This is a genomic window from Pseudomonas sp. NPDC089741 (genome assembly GCF_044748825.1).
GTDB lineage: Bacteria > Pseudomonadota > Gammaproteobacteria > Pseudomonadales > Pseudomonadaceae > Aquipseudomonas > Aquipseudomonas helmanticensis.
Genome location: NZ_JBIVGT010000006.1, coordinates 252,230 through 267,991 on the forward strand (window position 1 = coordinate 252,230; position 15,762 = coordinate 267,991).

At 58.2% G+C, this 15,762-nt stretch carries 17 protein-coding genes; 4 read left to right on the forward strand and 13 right to left on the reverse strand.

Annotated elements, in window-relative coordinates:
- Positions 1 to 66: 66 nt before the first annotated feature.
- Both ACIPZE_RS09565 and ACIPZE_RS09570 read right to left on the reverse strand, forming a co-directional pair.
- The gene (locus ACIPZE_RS09565) at positions 67 to 1,356 is read right to left on the reverse strand and encodes a hypothetical protein (protein ID WP_283436575.1); all 1,290 of its coding nucleotides are present in this window, start codon (positions 1,354 to 1,356) and stop codon (positions 67 to 69) included.
- A 282-nt stretch (positions 1,357 to 1,638) separates the two neighbouring features.
- The gene (locus tag ACIPZE_RS09570) at positions 1,639 to 1,905 is read right to left on the reverse strand and encodes a hypothetical protein (RefSeq protein WP_283436574.1); all 267 of its coding nucleotides are present in this window, start codon (positions 1,903 to 1,905) and stop codon (positions 1,639 to 1,641) included.
- A gap of 345 nt (positions 1,906 to 2,250) precedes the next feature.
- Between ACIPZE_RS09570 and ACIPZE_RS09575 the strand changes: the two genes are divergently transcribed.
- Entirely contained in the window at positions 2,251 to 3,576 is a 1,326-nt protein-coding gene (locus ACIPZE_RS09575; protein ID WP_400772596.1) for a sigma 54-interacting transcriptional regulator, read from the forward strand.
- Between the two features lie 83 nt (positions 3,577 to 3,659).
- On the opposite strand, the gene ACIPZE_RS09580 is transcribed toward ACIPZE_RS09575, so the two are convergent.
- The 9 genes from ACIPZE_RS09580 to ACIPZE_RS09620 form a co-directional block, all read right to left on the reverse strand.
- Positions 3,660 to 4,967: a hypothetical protein gene (locus ACIPZE_RS09580; protein ID WP_283436573.1), complete on the reverse strand. Its 1,308-nt coding sequence runs from the start codon at positions 4,965 to 4,967 to the stop codon at positions 3,660 to 3,662.
- A gap of 45 nt (positions 4,968 to 5,012) precedes the next feature.
- Positions 5,013 to 5,759 (reverse strand): hypothetical protein, encoded by a 747-nt coding sequence (locus ACIPZE_RS09585; protein ID WP_283436572.1) that lies wholly within the window; start codon positions 5,757 to 5,759, stop codon positions 5,013 to 5,015.
- Positions 5,760 to 5,803: 44 nt separating this feature from the next.
- Entirely contained in the window at positions 5,804 to 6,484 is a 681-nt protein-coding gene (locus ACIPZE_RS09590) for a C39 family peptidase (protein ID WP_129393606.1), read from the reverse strand.
- A 63-nt stretch (positions 6,485 to 6,547) separates the two neighbouring features.
- Entirely contained in the window at positions 6,548 to 7,555 is a 1,008-nt protein-coding gene (locus tag ACIPZE_RS09595) for a heme utilization protein (protein WP_283436571.1), read from the reverse strand.
- Positions 7,556 to 7,628: 73 nt separating this feature from the next.
- Positions 7,629 to 8,204, reverse strand: coding sequence for an adhesin (locus ACIPZE_RS09600; RefSeq protein WP_129393610.1), 576 nt, complete (start codon positions 8,202 to 8,204; stop codon positions 7,629 to 7,631).
- A 1-nt stretch (position 8,205) separates the two neighbouring features.
- Positions 8,206 to 8,655 (reverse strand): hypothetical protein, encoded by a 450-nt coding sequence (locus ACIPZE_RS09605; protein ID WP_400772599.1) that lies wholly within the window; start codon positions 8,653 to 8,655, stop codon positions 8,206 to 8,208.
- A 357-nt stretch (positions 8,656 to 9,012) separates the two neighbouring features.
- Complete coding sequence (locus ACIPZE_RS09610; protein WP_283436568.1) at positions 9,013 to 9,537, reverse strand: AAA family ATPase; 525 nt, start codon at positions 9,535 to 9,537, stop codon at positions 9,013 to 9,015.
- Positions 9,534 to 10,097, reverse strand: a complete 564-nt coding sequence (pnuC, locus tag ACIPZE_RS09615; RefSeq protein ID WP_283436567.1) for a nicotinamide riboside transporter PnuC — start codon at positions 10,095 to 10,097, stop codon at positions 9,534 to 9,536. The genes ACIPZE_RS09610 and pnuC overlap by 4 nt, the downstream gene beginning before the upstream one ends.
- Positions 10,098 to 10,242: 145 nt before the next feature.
- Positions 10,243 to 11,877 carry a methyl-accepting chemotaxis protein gene (locus ACIPZE_RS09620; protein WP_283436566.1) on the reverse strand — a complete coding sequence of 545 codons (1,635 nt, stop codon included), beginning with the start codon at positions 11,875 to 11,877 and terminating at the stop codon, positions 10,243 to 10,245.
- Between the two features lie 305 nt (positions 11,878 to 12,182).
- Here ACIPZE_RS09620 and ACIPZE_RS09625 point away from each other — a divergent pair, with 305 nt between their 5' ends.
- Positions 12,183 to 13,013, forward strand: a complete 831-nt coding sequence (locus tag ACIPZE_RS09625; protein ID WP_400772602.1) for an undecaprenyl-diphosphate phosphatase — start codon at positions 12,183 to 12,185, stop codon at positions 13,011 to 13,013.
- Complete coding sequence (locus tag ACIPZE_RS09630) at positions 13,010 to 13,438, forward strand: DUF1294 domain-containing protein (protein WP_283436564.1); 429 nt, start codon at positions 13,010 to 13,012, stop codon at positions 13,436 to 13,438. Before ACIPZE_RS09625 ends, ACIPZE_RS09630 begins: the two co-directional genes overlap by 4 nt.
- Positions 13,439 to 13,536: 98 nt before the next feature.
- Here the strand turns inward: ACIPZE_RS09630 and ACIPZE_RS09635 are convergent, their stop codons facing one another.
- Positions 13,537 to 13,896: an MmcQ/YjbR family DNA-binding protein gene (locus tag ACIPZE_RS09635; RefSeq protein ID WP_400772603.1), complete on the reverse strand. Its 360-nt coding sequence runs from the start codon at positions 13,894 to 13,896 to the stop codon at positions 13,537 to 13,539.
- Positions 13,893 to 14,801: a LysR substrate-binding domain-containing protein gene (locus tag ACIPZE_RS09640; protein WP_283436562.1), complete on the reverse strand. Its 909-nt coding sequence runs from the start codon at positions 14,799 to 14,801 to the stop codon at positions 13,893 to 13,895. Before ACIPZE_RS09640 ends, ACIPZE_RS09635 begins: the two co-directional genes overlap by 4 nt.
- 127 nt (positions 14,802 to 14,928) lie before the next feature.
- On the opposite strand from ACIPZE_RS09640, the gene ACIPZE_RS09645 reads away from it, so the two are divergent.
- Complete coding sequence (locus tag ACIPZE_RS09645; protein ID WP_129393628.1) at positions 14,929 to 15,540, forward strand: FMN-dependent NADH-azoreductase; 612 nt, start codon at positions 14,929 to 14,931, stop codon at positions 15,538 to 15,540.
- Positions 15,541 to 15,762 lie beyond the last annotated feature (222 nt).

Genomic DNA, 15,762 nt, shown 5'->3' on the forward strand with positions numbered 1-15,762 from the left:
CTTGTCTTAAGAAGCGCGCAAGTTGCCGGATGTGTCGCGCAAGTTCAAGTTGTTAATGGGTATTTGTCAGTCATTGAGATACCGCGCGACCATCGCCCGATAATTGCCATCCAGCGAAAACCCGCCAACCAGAATTCCACCGTCCGCTTGCAGGGCCAGTGAATTGGCCGTGTCCAGGCTTCGGCCCAAACGCGTCCGCAGCCAGCCGTGGCCATCACCGAACGTGTGATCGAGGTAGCCGTCAGGCAAATAGCGTGCGACGACGAAGTCCGCCTCGAAGCCGCCAATCGTCGCGCCGACAGCAATAATCCGCCCGTCTTGCAGGCGCTGGGCGGCGTTCCACTGGCAACCACTGGGGCCGATGTCCAGCAGTTGCGGCAGACCCGAGTTACAACGCAGATCTGCACGGCCATTGTGATGCAGGTTGAGGGTCATGCAGCGTAGCGGATCACGGCTGCTGCCGAAGCAGTGCAAATGCTCCGCCGACTCGATCACCTGATTGACCAGCGCGCCGTGCCCGAGGGCGGTGAAGGCCATGAAGCCATCGATGGCGAAGGTTTCGTCGAGCCGGCCATCCGCCAGGTAGCGCGCAAGCAGACCTTCCTGAGGGAAGCTCATTGAGCCGCCGACCACAATCCGCCCGTCCTCTTGCAACGACAGACTGCTCAGCCAAGTGTTGAGCAATAGATGGCGAACCATGACAAAACCACGGCCATTGAAGGTCTTGTCGAGCTGGCCATTGGCGGTCAGGCGAATCAGCATGCCCGCGTGGTCGGCGCATTCGAAGTGGTGATTGGCGAGCAACAGGATATGGCCGTCGTCCTGTACCGCGATGTCGCAGGCTTCGGCGCCCGGAATGCCCGGTGGCAGCCAATCGTCGAGCGTGCCCATCGACAGGTCGCCGGGCAGGCGCACCACGAGGTGACCGTTGTCGCCGAACTCCGGGGCCGGGCGACCCTGCTCATCGAAGAGGGCGAGGCCGGGCAGGGTGCAGTGATCGGTTTCGTAGTGCAGGCCGGCGAGCAGGATTCTTCCGTCGGGCAGCACGCGAACGTTGCCGGCCATGCTGCCGAACCCGGACGAGAACTTGCCGATGACGCTCCCCATATGACCGAAACTCAGATCGGCCGAACCGTCCGCCAGCAAACGCGCCAGGCCAAAACAACTGCCGTTGGGCATTTTGACTTTCGCTGCGACCAGCACGCGACCCTGTCGGTCAACCGCGACACCCTGGGTCATGCTGGAAAGACTGTCGGCAAAATACACTTGGGCGATGCCGTTACCGGCAAAAGCAGGGTCCAGTTGGCCGGCCTGGTTGATTCGCTCCAATCGGGCGCAAGAGCTCTGGGTAGACATGCACGCGTCTCCTTGCGAGTAGACCAATACCCTAAATTGGGCGGTTTACTGCATGAGCCGAACATTCAATCCCTGAACCGGGAGAAGTACAACTGTAAGAACTAACAGGCGGAGGGTCAGACTGTGCCAGAACAGTGTCTTTTTGAACCAATAGCAAGTGAGCCAAGCAGTTACGCCAAAAAGCGCACGCTGAAAGTTGTACAAAAGTACTGAAGGGTAAATAGATATGGCAACTAACAAGAAGCGGGCGGATGACACGAAGTCATCCGCATTGTCCCGCTATTAGTGCGGCATCGACCAGGATTGCAACAGGTGGCCTTCGTTGCTCAGCTCGGCGCGAGCCTGCTGCAGCAGTTGTTCCAGCTGTGCCGGATCGGAATAGGTACTGCTTGGAATCTGTTTGCGACCAATGTGCGAGTTGGTGCGGTCGATGACGGTCAGGCTCAGTTCACCATTGCCGTCTTGTGGCGCCCAGGCCACGCATTGAAAAGGTTTGAAGGCGTGGTTGGCAATCAAAAGAGCTTCGTTGATACGGAGCGGGGCGGTCATGGGGTCTTCTCTCTATAGTGCCCAATCAAGTGATCTGCCGTCGGTTGGGCTTACCGTTCGGCTGGTTACTTGTACTGATGCACGCAACCCCGGGGCGGGTCACACTCGCAACAAAGAAATTTCAACTTTCTTTCATTGGCTCAGTGTTTCGACAGTTTCTGAAAGGTTATTGAAAGAAAGCCACTCGATAGCTAACTAACAAAGCCCACTCTTATAACTACTTAGCTTGTACACCTATAAGCAATCGATACAAGCTGCCGTCAAATTCTTGCTAATGTTACAGCCAGGTCTGCCAAATGACTGTTTTTACAACCTTTTCCTAAAATTTGGCGCCAAGGAACAGTCATGAGCGAAGCGCCTGCGTTGAGACGTTTATTGGTGGTCGATCCGTGTGACGACTGCCATCGCCTATTACCCGGATTACGTGCGGTAGGTTGGGATGTCGACAGTTGCACCCTAGAAAATGCCGCCGACCGCAGTTGTGATGTCGGCCTGCTGCGCCTGCAACCTTTTCATCTGGAACGTCCCGAGGCCGTCAAGGAACTGATCAGCCGCAGCGGCACCGAATGGATTGCGGTACTCAATCAGGAAGTCCTGCGCTTGCAGAACGTCGGAGACTTTGTCTGCGAGTGGTTTTTTGATTTCCATACCTTGCCGTTCGATGTGTCGCGCGTGCAGGTCACGCTCGGCCGCGCATTCGGCATGGCGCGTCTGCGCGGGCAGGGCACGATCCATGTGGATCAGCCTGAACACGAATTGCTCGGTGACAGCAAACCGATCCGCGAGCTGCGCAAATTGCTCAGCAAGCTGGCGCCTACCGAGTCGCCGGTACTGATTCGTGGTGAAAGCGGCACCGGTAAAGAGCTGGTCGCGCGCACGCTGCATCGGCAGTCGCAGCGTCACAGCAAGCCTTTCGTGGCGATCAACTGCGGGGCGATCCCCGAACACCTGATCCAGTCCGAGTTATTCGGTCACGAGAAAGGCGCCTTCACCGGCGCTCATCAACGCAAGGTCGGGCGCATTGAAGCGGCCAACGGTGGCACGTTGTTTCTCGATGAAATCGGCGATCTGCCGCTGGAACTGCAAGCCAATCTGCTGCGCTTTCTCCAGGAAAAACACATTGAACGGGTCGGCGGCAGTCATCCGATTCCCGTCGATGTGCGGGTATTGGCGGCGACTCACGTTGATCTTGAAGCCGCCATCGAGAAAAAGCGTTTTCGCGAAGACTTGTACTATCGGCTCAACGTTTTGCAGGTGGTGACGGCACCGTTGCGTGAACGCCATGGCGATCTGTCGATGCTCGCCAACCATTTTTCGCACTTTTACAGCCATGAAACCGGCCGCCGCCCGCGCAGCTTCAGTGAAGATGCGCTGATAGCCATGGGCAAGCATGACTGGCCGGGCAATGTGCGCGAGCTCGCCAACCGCGTGCGTCGCGGTCTGGTTCTGGCGGAAGGCCGGCAGATCGAGGCGCGTGATCTCGGGCTGATCAGTCAACACTCGATCGCCACGCCGATGGGCACGCTGGAAGATTACAAAACCCGCGCCGAGCGTCAGGCGTTGTGTGATGTGCTGAATCGGCACAGTGACAATCTGAGTGTTGCGGCCAAAGTCCTTGGGGTTTCACGGCCGACGTTTTACCGTTTGCTGCACAAGCATCAGATTCGCTAGAAGGTCAAAAGATCGCAGCCTGCGCCAGTTCCTACAGGATTACCCATGTAGGAGCTGCCGCAGGCTGCGATCTTTTGCTTTGCTTAGAAGTAGTACGGGAATTTCAGGCTGAAGGAAAAGTCCGGGGCATCGTCGGTCATGCCGATGGACAGGTTGGGCACGATGGTCAGGTTGTCGGTGGCCGCAATGGTCATGCCGACGTTGAAGTAACCGGCGTTGGCGTCACTGGACACCACCGATTCCCAATCACCGCCATCCTGTTTCAGCTTGCTCTTGCGTTGCACCAGGTCCGAGACGGAGAACGACATACTCATCTTCTCGTTCAGCGCAAAGGCGATACCGGCGCCGATCTGGAAGCTGTCGCCGATGCGTACCTTGCCCGGGGTTTTCTGGTTGACGGTCGAGCTGATGTCGTCGAACGACTCCTCGAGGTTGTGGGTGTAGGACAGGCTGCCGAACAGCACGGCCGGGTCAAACGTCTTGACCAGCGAGATACCCGGAGTGACCGACCAGACGCCGTTGCCGGTTGGCAGCGTGTCAGGCACGAACAGGTTCGAGTTGGCATCGGTCTGACGCAGCTTGATCCCGAACGGATCCTTGCCGGTAGGCGCCTTGACCCGCAAGGTGACCACGGCATCCGGGGTGTTGACCGACTCGTCCATGAACTTGTAGGCGATACCGAAGTTCACGTCGCCGATAGTTGGATCGCGATCAACGTCCTGTTCGGTAGTGACGTTGGAGGCGCCGCCGTTGCCGCCGCCGGATTGATACGTAGAGTCGCGGTACACCACGGGCACGTTCAGGTCGAACTGCCAGCGGTTGTCGAAGTTGTAGCGGCCCGTCAGGTCGAGCGTCCAGGTGTCGGCCTTGATCCGGTCAAGGTTGATGTTGCCGAGGAAGATCGAGTCCAGCGCAAGAAAGCCGTTGAGGATCAACTGGCGTGTGTCATAACGCGAATAGGTAATGCCGGTTTCCAGACTGAACTTGCCCCCGCCGAAAAAGCCGCTGGCCTCGTCGTACAGGTTGGACACACTCTGCGCCGGTTGCGAGTCGTCGGCCAGCGATTGCCCGTAGGAAGCGCCACTGCCCCCGGCCGCGCCCCCCGACGCCGCTGCAGCCCCGGTACCGGTGGCCACTTTTGGATTGCCTTTCATATCGGCTGGCGACTTGGCCAGACGCTTGGGTTGCGGGGCCGCCGGTTGATCTTCGACCTGGCGGACCCGTTGTTCAAGTACCGCCAGCGCTTTTTGTTGTACTTCGTATCGTTGCTTAAGGTCCAGAAGCTCCTGTTTCAGGGCTTCTACGTCGGCGTCCGGTGCCGCTTGCAGCATGGCTGCCGGTAGAAGGGTACTCAAACAAATAGCCGCACGCAGTGATACTGATCGATACATGAATAAGCCGTCCCTTTAAGCCCAATGATCGAGACTCAGCGTAGTTCAATATCCAATATTGCGTAGTGCCCTGAGTTGAGTCAGGTTGCAGTCCAGTGCGCCGGCACTCATGCCGTTATTGTTCAGTACGACGTTGAGTTGAGTCATGTTATTGACCACGTTTGCGCTGCCGAGCAAACGGGTGTTCTGCAGCAAACCGCCCTGGGCGACCTGTTGCAGGGCTGTGCCCTGATTGCCGGAGGCCTGAATGGCCATTTGGACGCCGCCGTTGGTGGCTGAAACCGCCACGCTGCCGGCGGCATTACTGCCACCGATGGTTTGCCCGGCCATTAGCGCCTGCCCTTGCGCGGGCACGATTGCCGGGGCCTGATTGGCTTCGGAAACGTTGATCGCAACGTTGTTGTAGGCGGAGTTGCTGTCGCCGGCGGCGCGCACGCTTTGGGTCACGCCCTGGCTGCTATTGAGCCCTGCGCCCCCGGTGATGGTGCCGTTGCCTGTCTGCACAGGATTGCCGTGGCCGGTTTCCTTGATGGTTGAAACATAGAATTCTGGTTTTACCGTTGCTGCCTGAAGTTGCATCGAGGTGGCTGCACCGATCAAATCACCGCTGGCATTGCGCCAGGTGCTGCTCATGACAATGCCGAAGCTGATGATTCGCCCCGGCATTACATAACGACCACGTAGTTGGGACAGTTCCTGGTCCTGGATTTCTATAGGTTTGAATCCTGCATTGGCATAGCCTGACGCACTCGCTGCCAGGCAGGCGGCGGCCAGCCAGTATGAGGTTTTCATCTGCTGCTCCCGGGACATCCAGCCCCATTCTTTATAATCGGCGATTAAAAGAAGTCGCTCTGTATGAACCCGAAGTCCATCAATTCAGCATCTCTGACAGGGTTGAAGCCATCCAGCTTGTTCTTGGCGGTCAATGGCACCGGAGGGCTACGCAGGGCATTTGCCTTGTCGTATCCGGGGCCAACGATGGCGAAGACAATGCCATTCCAACCTTTGACAAAGTCGTCGTGTTTGTAACGCTTATGGCCGAGAACCGGGTCTCCGATGTAAACCCAATCCTTGTCCGAACGCTGCAAGACCACGAAATGCTTGTAGCCGCGAATTTCCATCAGTACCACCACCGGAATCGTTACTGCGTCGAGCTTCTCCGGCGGAATCTTGTAACCCCTGGCGCGCATGCCGATGCTTTCTATGTAGCGCTTCATGTCGAGCATGGAAAAACCCTGAGTACGAACAAGATCCTGGTCAGCGTTGACCAACATGCCTTTGATGATGTGCTCTTCATCGACGTCGAGCCAATAGGCCTGGCGTAACACCGTGGCCAGTGCGGCAGCGCCGCAGCTGAAATCGGTTTTCTGTTCGACGATGTCGGCAAACTTGCGCTCACGAATACTTTGCACGTGCTTGTAGACGAGTACGCCGCCGGGAAGGGCAGCGACTGGCATCTGGGCAGCCTGAGTCAGGCCAGACAGGCAAAGCAGGGCGATGAAGGCAGTCTTACGCATGATCGATACGCCTTTGCGGACTGAGGAAAAGCCCCGTTTCCGGGGCTTTCGTTTCGATCGCGATTACATGCAGGCTTTGCAACCTGCAGCGATGGACAGCGAGTTGCTTTGTTGGTTGCCAACACCTGCGGCGTTGTTGAAGCCAGCGTTGCCGGAGAAGTTGTTGCCAACATTGCTGATGGCAGCGTTGTTGGTCACAGGGTTTTTCCAGCCGTCTGGAGTCATCACTTGTTGAGTGGTCACGCCAGCCAGACCGAAGACACCCACGGCTTCGAAGGTAGCTTTCTGATCTTTGCTACCGCCACTGCCGCCATGCCCTTTGTCGTTGTTGCCATAACCGCCACCGCCGTGACCGTGATCGTCATCTTTGATGGTAGCTTCTCCCACGGCGCCGAACACGCCGACGGCAGCAACAGTGCCAGTGAGGGTATTGGTTTTGTAGGTCTGAGTACCGTAGTTGCCTACGTTAAGACCGGTAGAGCTTTGGTTGGCAGCTGCAGCAGCCTGGGCCACACGGCCACCGGATACGGCGATTGCCAGGTTGTTTTTCTGTTGGTTGAAGTTGCCGGCACTGTTGTTGACGCCAATGTTGCCGGAACCGCTGTTGCCGACATTGCTCATGCCAGCAGTGTTGGTGGTGGAGTAGTTGGCAACAGCGTTGCCGGAGTTCACCTGAGTAGCGCTGGAAGCGGAAACGGCCGAACCGAAGATGAAGCTTTCGTCAGCGGTTGCCAGAGCAGCAGCGTTATCTTGCTGGTTGCCGTCACCAGCGGTGTTGTTCATGCCCACGTTGCCGTTCGAGCCATTCGCCGAGTTTTCGATACCTGCACTATTTTTTGTGCCTTGGTTACCGACTACGTTGCCCTGGCTGTTTTGTACGTCGAGTACTGCGGCACCGGCACCTGCGCCGATTTGCAGCAACTCTTCAAGGGTTGGGCCTTGAGGAGGAGGAGGGTTATGGCCGCCGTGACCGCCATTGTTACCATGATCATTGCCGCCTGCTTGAGCCGCCATTGCCATTACCGCTGCAAGTGCGAATACCAGTGGTTTGAGAGCCATTGTAGGTTTCATGGTGTTTCTCCATCGTGCTTATTAGTTGGTTAAGTGTTGGTACTTTCTAATTGCACTGCTCTTGTTGTTTGGGTCAGTCAGCGACCCGGATGCTCAGGGTGTTAGCCATACGGTTCCCCACCCCGGCACTCTGGTTCACCTGGATTACCCCGCGGCTGCCGGTGAAGGCCTGATCACTTGTCGTGACCTGGCGACTGCCGGGTGAGGTACCAGTTGCTCCTGAGCTCGGTAAAAACGCCACGTTCTGTTGCGAAAGGGCGCTGTCGTCAACGCTTTGCGGCCCAGCACTGATGCTGATACGCGTCACGTTGGCCATCTGGTTGTTGGCGCCGGCGCCCTGGTTCACGCCCAGGATCCCGTTGCCATTACTGAAAGAGCTGCCGCCAATGGTTGCGCTGGCATTGGTCGCCGGATTGGCCGGCGTGTCGATGTGTTGCCGTACGCTCGTGGTGGCGCTGGCCGAGGTGCCAATGGCAATGGCCTTGGTGTTGGTTTGTTGCATTTGGTCGCCGGCGGCCTGGTTGACGTTGTAGTTGCCGTGGTACTGGATGCCGGTGTCTTGAATGTTCGCGTTGTTCACTGAGCTGGGATCGGCCGCCATGGCGCTGGCGCAACCGAAAAGGGCAAGCAGGAGCAGGGAGCGATTCATCTTATTGGCCTCCAGCCATGCGGGTCAGCGGGGCAAGGCCGGCGCCCATTGCGCGGTTGACGGTGTTGGAGATCGAACTGCCTCCGCCGCCGCCGTGACCGGAGCTCATGCCAGGCAGGCCGTTAGGGTTGGTCAGGACATTGGTCCCCGGCAGGCTGCCGGTCGTCGTCGACATGGTGCTGCGAATGGACGAGCCACTGGCGATCGCGGCAAAGTCACCGTCATCCAGCTCGGTGCTGGCCATCGCTTGGTTGATGCGCGTCGAAGGGTTGGCGTTGACGGTAGTCGGGTAGGGGTCTTTGCCGCCGCTGCGGCCGATGGGAATAGGTTGAACGTCGCGATTGAGGACGATCACACCGTTGCCTTCCGCCTGCACATTGAAACTGATGAATGTGCTGGCTGCTGATCCGATCAGCAAAAGGCAGGTCAAACCTTTTTTGATGTTCCCCACGGCTGCAATTCCTTCTTCAGTGGGCTGGCCCTTGTCAGCGTTGTGAAGGAGAGAGCGAAAGCTGTGCCGCTTTTGAGTTCTTTCGGAATTTCAATGGGTTACAGGAAACCAACGCGCAGGTGAGACACACGCTGTTTCAATCTTGAAACACGGGTGCTGCGGCTAACCTGTCTGTTGCCTGAACAATGCTCTGGAATGGGGGTTTGCGCCGGTATGTTTCAGCGATGTAACAGGTGGCATGACAAAGCGCAGCAGAGCGCTTAAACGGCCACTTTGCACGCGGGCGGGTGTATCAGGATCGGACACTTTACCCCCAGAACAGGGGCAACCGATGGGGCTGGCGCCCCGAAAACCGGGTTAATCGAGCAGCAGTCGTGCAACCCGGTCGAATGCCTGGCGCTGGCGTTCGAGCCAGTTGCCCTGAATGATCTCGAAGGGTTGTTGATGCTGAACCAGCCAGTCGCGGGTGGCGTGGAAAAACGCCAGGCGCTCAGCCAGATCCGGTTGGCAACGCTGGCCGTCATCGGTCCAGTCGATCTGTTCCGGCGACAGCAGCAGGTGCAGGTCGTAATGGCGCGCCAGCAACTCGGTTTCCAGCCATTGCGGGCAATCGCCGAAGAGCGTTTGGCTCCAGAGCATATTGCTCAGCAGGTGAGTATCGAGAATCAGCAGCGGCGGTTGTTGCGCGCGCGCCTGATCTTCCCATTGCAACTGACCACGAGCGATCTCGGGAATATCCGCCAGGCACGTATCACGCGGATTCAATTCGATGAACCGGCGCACGTATTCATCCACGCGCAAGCCACCAAAGCGCTGCTGCAGGCCCGCCGCGAGCCAGCTTTTGCCGGTTGACTCGGGACCGGTAAGGACAACTACCTTCATGTCCGTAACGCCGGATCGGCGCGCCATTCGCGCCAGCCTTGCACCGCGAGCAGGGTGAACAGGCCGTACAAGGCCGCAGTGAGGTAAAGCCCCTTATAGATGAACAGGCCGACGAAAATCACATCGAGCACGAACCACAACGCCCAGCATTGCAGGCGTTTCTGCGCCATCCACAATTGTGCGACCAGACTGAAACCGGTGAGCGCGGCATCGAGCCACGGTTGTGCGGCATCGGTCCAGTGAGCCATGGCCGCACCGAGCAGCAAACTGCCGACGGCACCCGCGCTCAATCCCTGCAGAATCGAACGCTGGTCGAGCCGCGTGACCTCGCGGCCGTCGTGCATCGTTCCGGCCCGGGTCCATTGCCACCAGCCGTAGATCTGCAAAGCGGCGTAAATCACCTGCAACAACATGTCCGAATACAGCTTCACTTCAAAGAAGATCCAGCTGTAGAGCAGCACCATGACCAGCCCGATCGGCCAGCACCATGGATTCTGTTTGACCGTCAGCCAGACGGCAATCACACCGAGAGCGGCGGCAAACAGTTCAAGCCCGGACATGTGGGTTCCTGGAGGGAGTCGAAGAAGGGAGCGGATTGTACCCAAAAACCTGTAGGAGTGAGCCTGCTCGCGATAACGGAGTGTCAGCAACGCAAATGTTGGCTGACGGACGCGATCGCGAGCAGGCTCACTCCTACAGGGGGTGTCAGACGCGGAACTGGCGCAGCAGGCCGTTCAGTTGTTCGCTCAGTTGGCCGAGCTTCAGGCTGGCCGCACTCGACTGTTCGGCAGCGATGGCGGTGCTGTGCGAAAGTCCGGCCGCCTGCGTGACGTTCTGGTTGATGTCCTCGACCACATGCGCCTGCTGCAACGTCGCGCTGGCAATCGATGCATTCAAGCCATTGAGATTACGCAGGGCCTGTCCGATGGCATTCAGGCTGGCACCGGCCAATCCGGCCTGTTCAATGGTCAGTTGCGAGGCCTTGCTGCTGTCGCCAATCACCCGCACAGCGGCTTCGGAATGATTTTGCAGGCGCTCGATCATCGACTGGATTTCCGCCGTCGACTTCTGTGTGCGCTGGGCGAGCAAACGCACTTCGTCTGCGACTACGGCAAAACCACGCCCTTGTTCGCCAGCCCGCGCCGCTTCGATAGCCGCGTTGAGCGCGAGCAGATTGGTCTGCTCGGCAATCGAGCGAATCACTTCCAGTACGCTGCCGATCTGCGTGCTTTCCGCCGCCAGCGTGCGAATCACTTCGACGGCTTGATCAATGGTGCCCGAGAGCTTGTCGATCTGTTGCAGGCTGCCGTCGATATTGATCTGGCCCTGTTGCGCCTGTGCTTCGGCGTCACGCATTTCGCTGGCGGCATGCTCGGCATTCTTCGCCACATCCTGCACGCCATAGGTCACTTCGTTGATTGCCGTGGCCACCAGCTCCATCTGTTGTGATTGCTGCTGGCTGCGTTGCTGGGCTTGCGTGGCATCGTTGCCCAATTCACTCGAAGACTGCCCGAGGGCGCTGGCGGAAACCTGCAGGTCGCCGATCACCCGGCGCAGTTTCGCCGTGAACGCGTTGAAGTGATGAGCAAGCTCGGTGACTTCGTCCTGGCCATGGGTATCGAGACTACGGGTCAGGTCGCTTTCGCCGCTGGCAATATTGGCCATGGCGTTGACGGTTTCCTGCAGCGGCCGGACGATGCTGCGGGCGATCAGGATCACCAGCAGCGCCATGATCAGCGCAATCACCAGGCCGATGGCCGAGGCCTTGATCACCTGGCCCTGAAACTCAGCCTGGACGTCGTCGATGTAGACGCCGGAGCCGATCACCCAGCCCCACGGTTCGAAGAGTTTCACATAGGACGTCTTCGCCACTGGCTCGCTGGCGCCGGGTTTCGGCCAGCGGTAGTCGACCATGCCGGCGCCTTTTGCTTTGGCAATCGCAACCATCTCGTTGAACACCGCAAAACCGTCCGGATCGCGGATCGCCGAGAGGTTCTGGCCTTCGAGTTTAGGGTTGGTCGGGTGCATGACCATCACGGGCGTGAGGTCGTTGATCCAGAAGTAGTCACTCTGGTCGTAACGCAGGCCGCGAATCGCCGTCAGCGCCTGCTTCTGGGCGGCATCCTTGCTCAAGGTGCCGGCGGTTTCCAGGTCGTGGTAATAGCTGAGCAGGCCGCTGGCGGTCTGCACCACGTGCTGGGTTTTCTGCGCTTTGGCGTGATACAGATCATCGTGGATCTGCTTGAGCATCAACGCGCCCAAGGTCAACAACATGACCACCGCCACAATCAAGATGAGCCACAAGCGTCGGCTGATCGACACACTGCGCAAGCTGTTCATAACGCTGTCACTCCGGTTTCTTGTTCTTGTCATAAATCAACGCCAGCATCCAACCACATTCAGGTGATCGGGCATACGCGACCCAAGTCGTATAACGCGGCAGCGCTATTACGGCTTGTCTGATAGGATTTCGGCCCCGCGCGGGAAAACCTGAATCCAGGTTGATATTTCACGGAATTTTGACCGTTTTTTGTGGATCCTTGGCGCGTGGAATCGGTACAGCAATAAACGGCTACGCTGGTCGCAGTGAACGTAAGAAAAATACTATCGGGGCATGCCGCCGCGCATCGCTCTCTGGGGGATTGATGGATCTTTGGACCGCCTTGCAGGCACTGATACTAGGAGTTGTAGAAGGGCTGACGGAGTTTTTGCCCATTTCAAGTACAGGACACCAGATCATCGTTGCCGACTTGCTCGACTTCGGTGGTGAGCGGGCCATGGCGTTCAATATCATTATCCAGCTCGGCGCGATCCTCGCGGTGGTCTGGGAGTTTCGCCGCAAGATTTTCGATGTAGTCATCGGTTTGCCGACCCAGCCAAGTGCACGGCGCTTTACCGCCAACTTGCTGATCGCCTTTATGCCGGCGCTGGTATTGGGCGTGATCTTTGCCGATCTGATCCACGAATACCTGTTCAATCCGATTACCGTGGCAACCGCGCTGGTGATTGGCGGCATCATCATGTTGTGGGCGGAAAAACGTCAGCATGAAGTGCATGCCGAGACCGTCGACGAGATCACCTGGAAGGACGCCTTGAAGGTCGGTTTCGCCCAGTGCCTGGCGATGATTCCGGGGACTTCACGTTCCGGCTCGACGATCATTGGCGGCTTGCTCTTTGGCCTGTCGCGCAAGACGGCTACCGAATTCTCGTTCTTCCTCGCCATGCCGACCATGGTCGGTGCGGCGGTGTATTCGGGCTTCAAGTACCGCCATCTGTTCGTGCCGGCGGACTTCCCGGTGTTCGCGATCGGTTTCGTCACCGCGTTCATCTTCGCCATGATTGCCGTGCGCGGCTTGCTCAAGTTCATTGCCAGCCACAGCTATGCGGCGTTCGCCTGGTACCGGATCGTGTTCGGTCTGCTGATTCTGGCCACCTGGCAGTTCGGTTGGGTCGACTGGGCGGCGGCCAAGCCATGAGTGATTCCCGCGCGCGCCGACCTGAAGGGCGACCTTCAGGGGGCAGTATCCAGAATCTGAAGTTGAAGCTGCTGGTGCTGCTGATCGTTTGTGCGCTGCCGTTGTTCGGCTCACTGTCGATGTGCCTGCGCGGAATTTCGTCGGTGCCGCTGGCCGCTTACGCGATCGTCAGCGTGCTGGCGTTCTTTATGTATTGGGCAGACAAGCGCAAGGCGCGCGCCGATGCCTGGCGCACACCGGAGAACGTCCTCCACGCGGTGGAACTGGCCGGCGGCTGGCCGGGTGCGTTGATTGCCCAGCAGGTGTTCCGGCACAAGACGCGCAAGGTGTCGTTCCAGATTCTGTTCTGGGTGATCGTCGCGTTGCACCAGGTGTTCTGGATCGACCAGCTATTCCTCGGCTCGAACCTGCTGTCACGATTCTAAACCCCCCTGTAGGAGCTGCCGAAGGCTGCGATCTTTTGACTTTGATCTTTTAAAAAGCAGAAAAGATCGCAGCCTTCGGCAGCTCCTACACGGGCGCGTTAAAGCAACAAGCCGATTTGGGTTTTCTTTGGCAGTTTGCTCACCACCAGTTGGTGCGAGCGCTGCAACAACCCCTGCAACTCTTCAGCACCCAGCGGGTAGGGCGGGTGCATGATGATCCACTGCGCGCGCGCCAGATACGGTGCCGGGTGAATGCCCGGGCGGTCGCAATGACCGAGAAACAGATCCTTGTCGACCTTGAATGCCAGTGAATCACCACGCAGACCCTGCAACGCGAACATCTTGTTGCTGGCAATCGAAAACACCCGCACGCCACCCCATTTGTAGTCTTCCCGCGCACCGGGCAATGCCAGGCAGAACGCGGCGACATCCGCTTCGCTCATTTTTCCCTTTTTCATAACAAGCGCTCCCCACAGGCATTGAACGATTCGACCAGGTGATCGATCCACGCGCGCACCGCCGGCATCACTCCACGCCGATGCGGATACACCGCTTGCAGCCAGCCGCCGGGCAGCGACCACTCCGGTAGCATCTGCACCAGCGTGCCGTTTTTCAATTCGCTTTCGCAATACATCATCGGCAGCATCGTGAAGCCTTGGCCGGCCAGTACGCAGGCTTTGCGCACGATAAAGTCGTCGATGCCCAGCCGCGCTTCCATGCTCAGTTCGAAGCTTTTGCCTTTTTGATCAAGCAAACGAACGTGGACCATGCGATCCGCTTCCAGCGCGCCCAGCGCGGGAAGATTCTTCAAATCCTGCGGATGATTGATCTCTTTGCCTTGAAGAAACGCCGGGCTGGCGATCACCACCATTTGCGCCTGACGCAAGCGCCGGGTAACCAGCAAGGGATCTTCATCACCAAGCTCGCGCACACGCAGCGCAACATCGATGCCTTCGGTGACCAGATCGACCCGGCGATTAAGCAGGACGACTTCCAGCTGTACCTGCGGAAACTTGCCGAGAAAGTCGCTGATGACCATTGGCAGCATTTCGTGGGCCAGACCGGTCGGGCAGGACACGCGCAAGCGGCCGCGCGGTTCGCTGGACATGCTGGCCACGGCTTCGTCGGCCATCTCCGCCTCCAGCAACATCGCCTGGCAGTGGCGTAAATAGCGTTCACCGACCGCCGTGAGATTGAGTTGGCGGGTGGTGCGTTGCAGCAAACGTGCACCGAGGCGCTCTTCGAGTTCGGCAATGCGCCGTGACAATCGCGACTTCGGAATGCCGAGCAAACGCCCGGCCGCTGCAAAGCCACCGGCCTCGACGACTTTGGCGAAATAGTAGAGATCGTTGAGATCTTGCATGAGTGAATCCCGATTGTTCTATCAATGGGACAAACTATCGCATTGCAGGCGGCTAATCATCCATTGGTTTCTTGCGTAGGATTGTCTCCATTCCGTCGCCACCGGCGATTCATTCCAGGAGATTCACATGAAACTGCTGCATATCGATTCGAGCATTTTGGGCGACAACTCGGCTTCCCGTCAGTTGAGCAGCCAAGTCGTCAAAGCCTGGCAAGCCGCTGAGCCGAGCGCTGTGGTGACCTACCGCGACCTCGCCGCTGACGCCATCAGCCACTTCTCGTCGACCACCCTGGTTGCCGCAGGCACCACCGCTGAACTGCGCAACGCTGCACAACAGCACGAAGCTGAACTGAGCGCTTCGACCCTGGCTGAGTTCATCGCTGCCGACGCCGTGGTCATCGCCGCGCCAATGTACAACTTCACCGTACCGACCCAACTCAAGGCCTGGATCGACCGCGTTGCCGTTGCTGGCCAGACGTTCCGTTACACCGAAGCCGGCCCTGAAGGCCTGTGCGGTGGCAAGAAAGTGGTCATCGTGTCGACGTCGGGCGGCATTCACGCCGGTCAGGCCAGCGGTATCGCTCACGAGGAATATCTCAAACTGGTATTGGGCTTCCTCGGCATCACCGACATCGAAATCGTCCGCGCTGAAGGCCTGGCGTATGGCGACGAAGTGCGCAACAACGCCATGACTGCTGCTCAAGCGAAGATCAGCGAGCAATTGTTCGCCGCAGCGTAAGGCTTGCGTAAAGAACAGCTGAGGTTCAGGTAACACCCAAAAAACTCTGTATTCTGGTTCTGCAAGGGCCAAATACGGAGTTTTTTGTTTCCGACTGTTACATAATCTGGCCCGGGTTATGCAGTCACACAATCAGCGTCTGAATGCATTGTCGTACCGAAACACCGAATCCCCGGCGTTTCAGGCCCGCAACGCAATGGATCTTTCGATTGAGTAACAACA

Coding starts and splice junctions, on each gene's coding strand:
- ACIPZE_RS09630 (WP_283436564.1), top strand. CDS start 13,010: ATGAGTGATTCCCGCGCGCGCCGACCTGAAGGGCGACCTTCAGGGGGC.
- ACIPZE_RS09625 (WP_400772602.1), top strand. CDS start 12,183: ATGGATCTTTGGACCGCCTTGCAGGCACTGATACTAGGAGTTGTAGAA.
- ACIPZE_RS09590 (WP_129393606.1), bottom strand. CDS start 6,484: ATGCGTAAGACTGCCTTCATCGCCCTGCTTTGCCTGTCTGGCCTGACT.
- ACIPZE_RS09620 (WP_283436566.1), bottom strand. CDS start 11,877: ATGAACAGCTTGCGCAGTGTGTCGATCAGCCGACGCTTGTGGCTCATC.
- ACIPZE_RS09640 (WP_283436562.1), bottom strand. CDS start 14,801: ATGCAAGATCTCAACGATCTCTACTATTTCGCCAAAGTCGTCGAGGCC.
- ACIPZE_RS09570 (WP_283436574.1), bottom strand. CDS start 1,905: ATGACCGCCCCGCTCCGTATCAACGAAGCTCTTTTGATTGCCAACCAC.
- ACIPZE_RS09580 (WP_283436573.1), bottom strand. CDS start 4,967: ATGTATCGATCAGTATCACTGCGTGCGGCTATTTGTTTGAGTACCCTT.
- ACIPZE_RS09610 (WP_283436568.1), bottom strand. CDS start 9,537: ATGAAGGTAGTTGTCCTTACCGGTCCCGAGTCAACCGGCAAAAGCTGG.
- ACIPZE_RS09565 (WP_283436575.1), bottom strand. CDS start 1,356: ATGTCTACCCAGAGCTCTTGCGCCCGATTGGAGCGAATCAACCAGGCC.
- ACIPZE_RS09595 (WP_283436571.1), bottom strand. CDS start 7,555: ATGAAACCTACAATGGCTCTCAAACCACTGGTATTCGCACTTGCAGCG.
- ACIPZE_RS09635 (WP_400772603.1), bottom strand. CDS start 13,896: ATGAAAAAGGGAAAAATGAGCGAAGCGGATGTCGCCGCGTTCTGCCTG.
- ACIPZE_RS09575 (WP_400772596.1), top strand. CDS start 2,251: ATGAGCGAAGCGCCTGCGTTGAGACGTTTATTGGTGGTCGATCCGTGT.
- ACIPZE_RS09585 (WP_283436572.1), bottom strand. CDS start 5,759: ATGAAAACCTCATACTGGCTGGCCGCCGCCTGCCTGGCAGCGAGTGCG.
- pnuC (WP_283436567.1), bottom strand. CDS start 10,097: ATGTCCGGGCTTGAACTGTTTGCCGCCGCTCTCGGTGTGATTGCCGTC.
- ACIPZE_RS09600 (WP_129393610.1), bottom strand. CDS start 8,204: ATGAATCGCTCCCTGCTCCTGCTTGCCCTTTTCGGTTGCGCCAGCGCC.
- ACIPZE_RS09645 (WP_129393628.1), top strand. CDS start 14,929: ATGAAACTGCTGCATATCGATTCGAGCATTTTGGGCGACAACTCGGCT.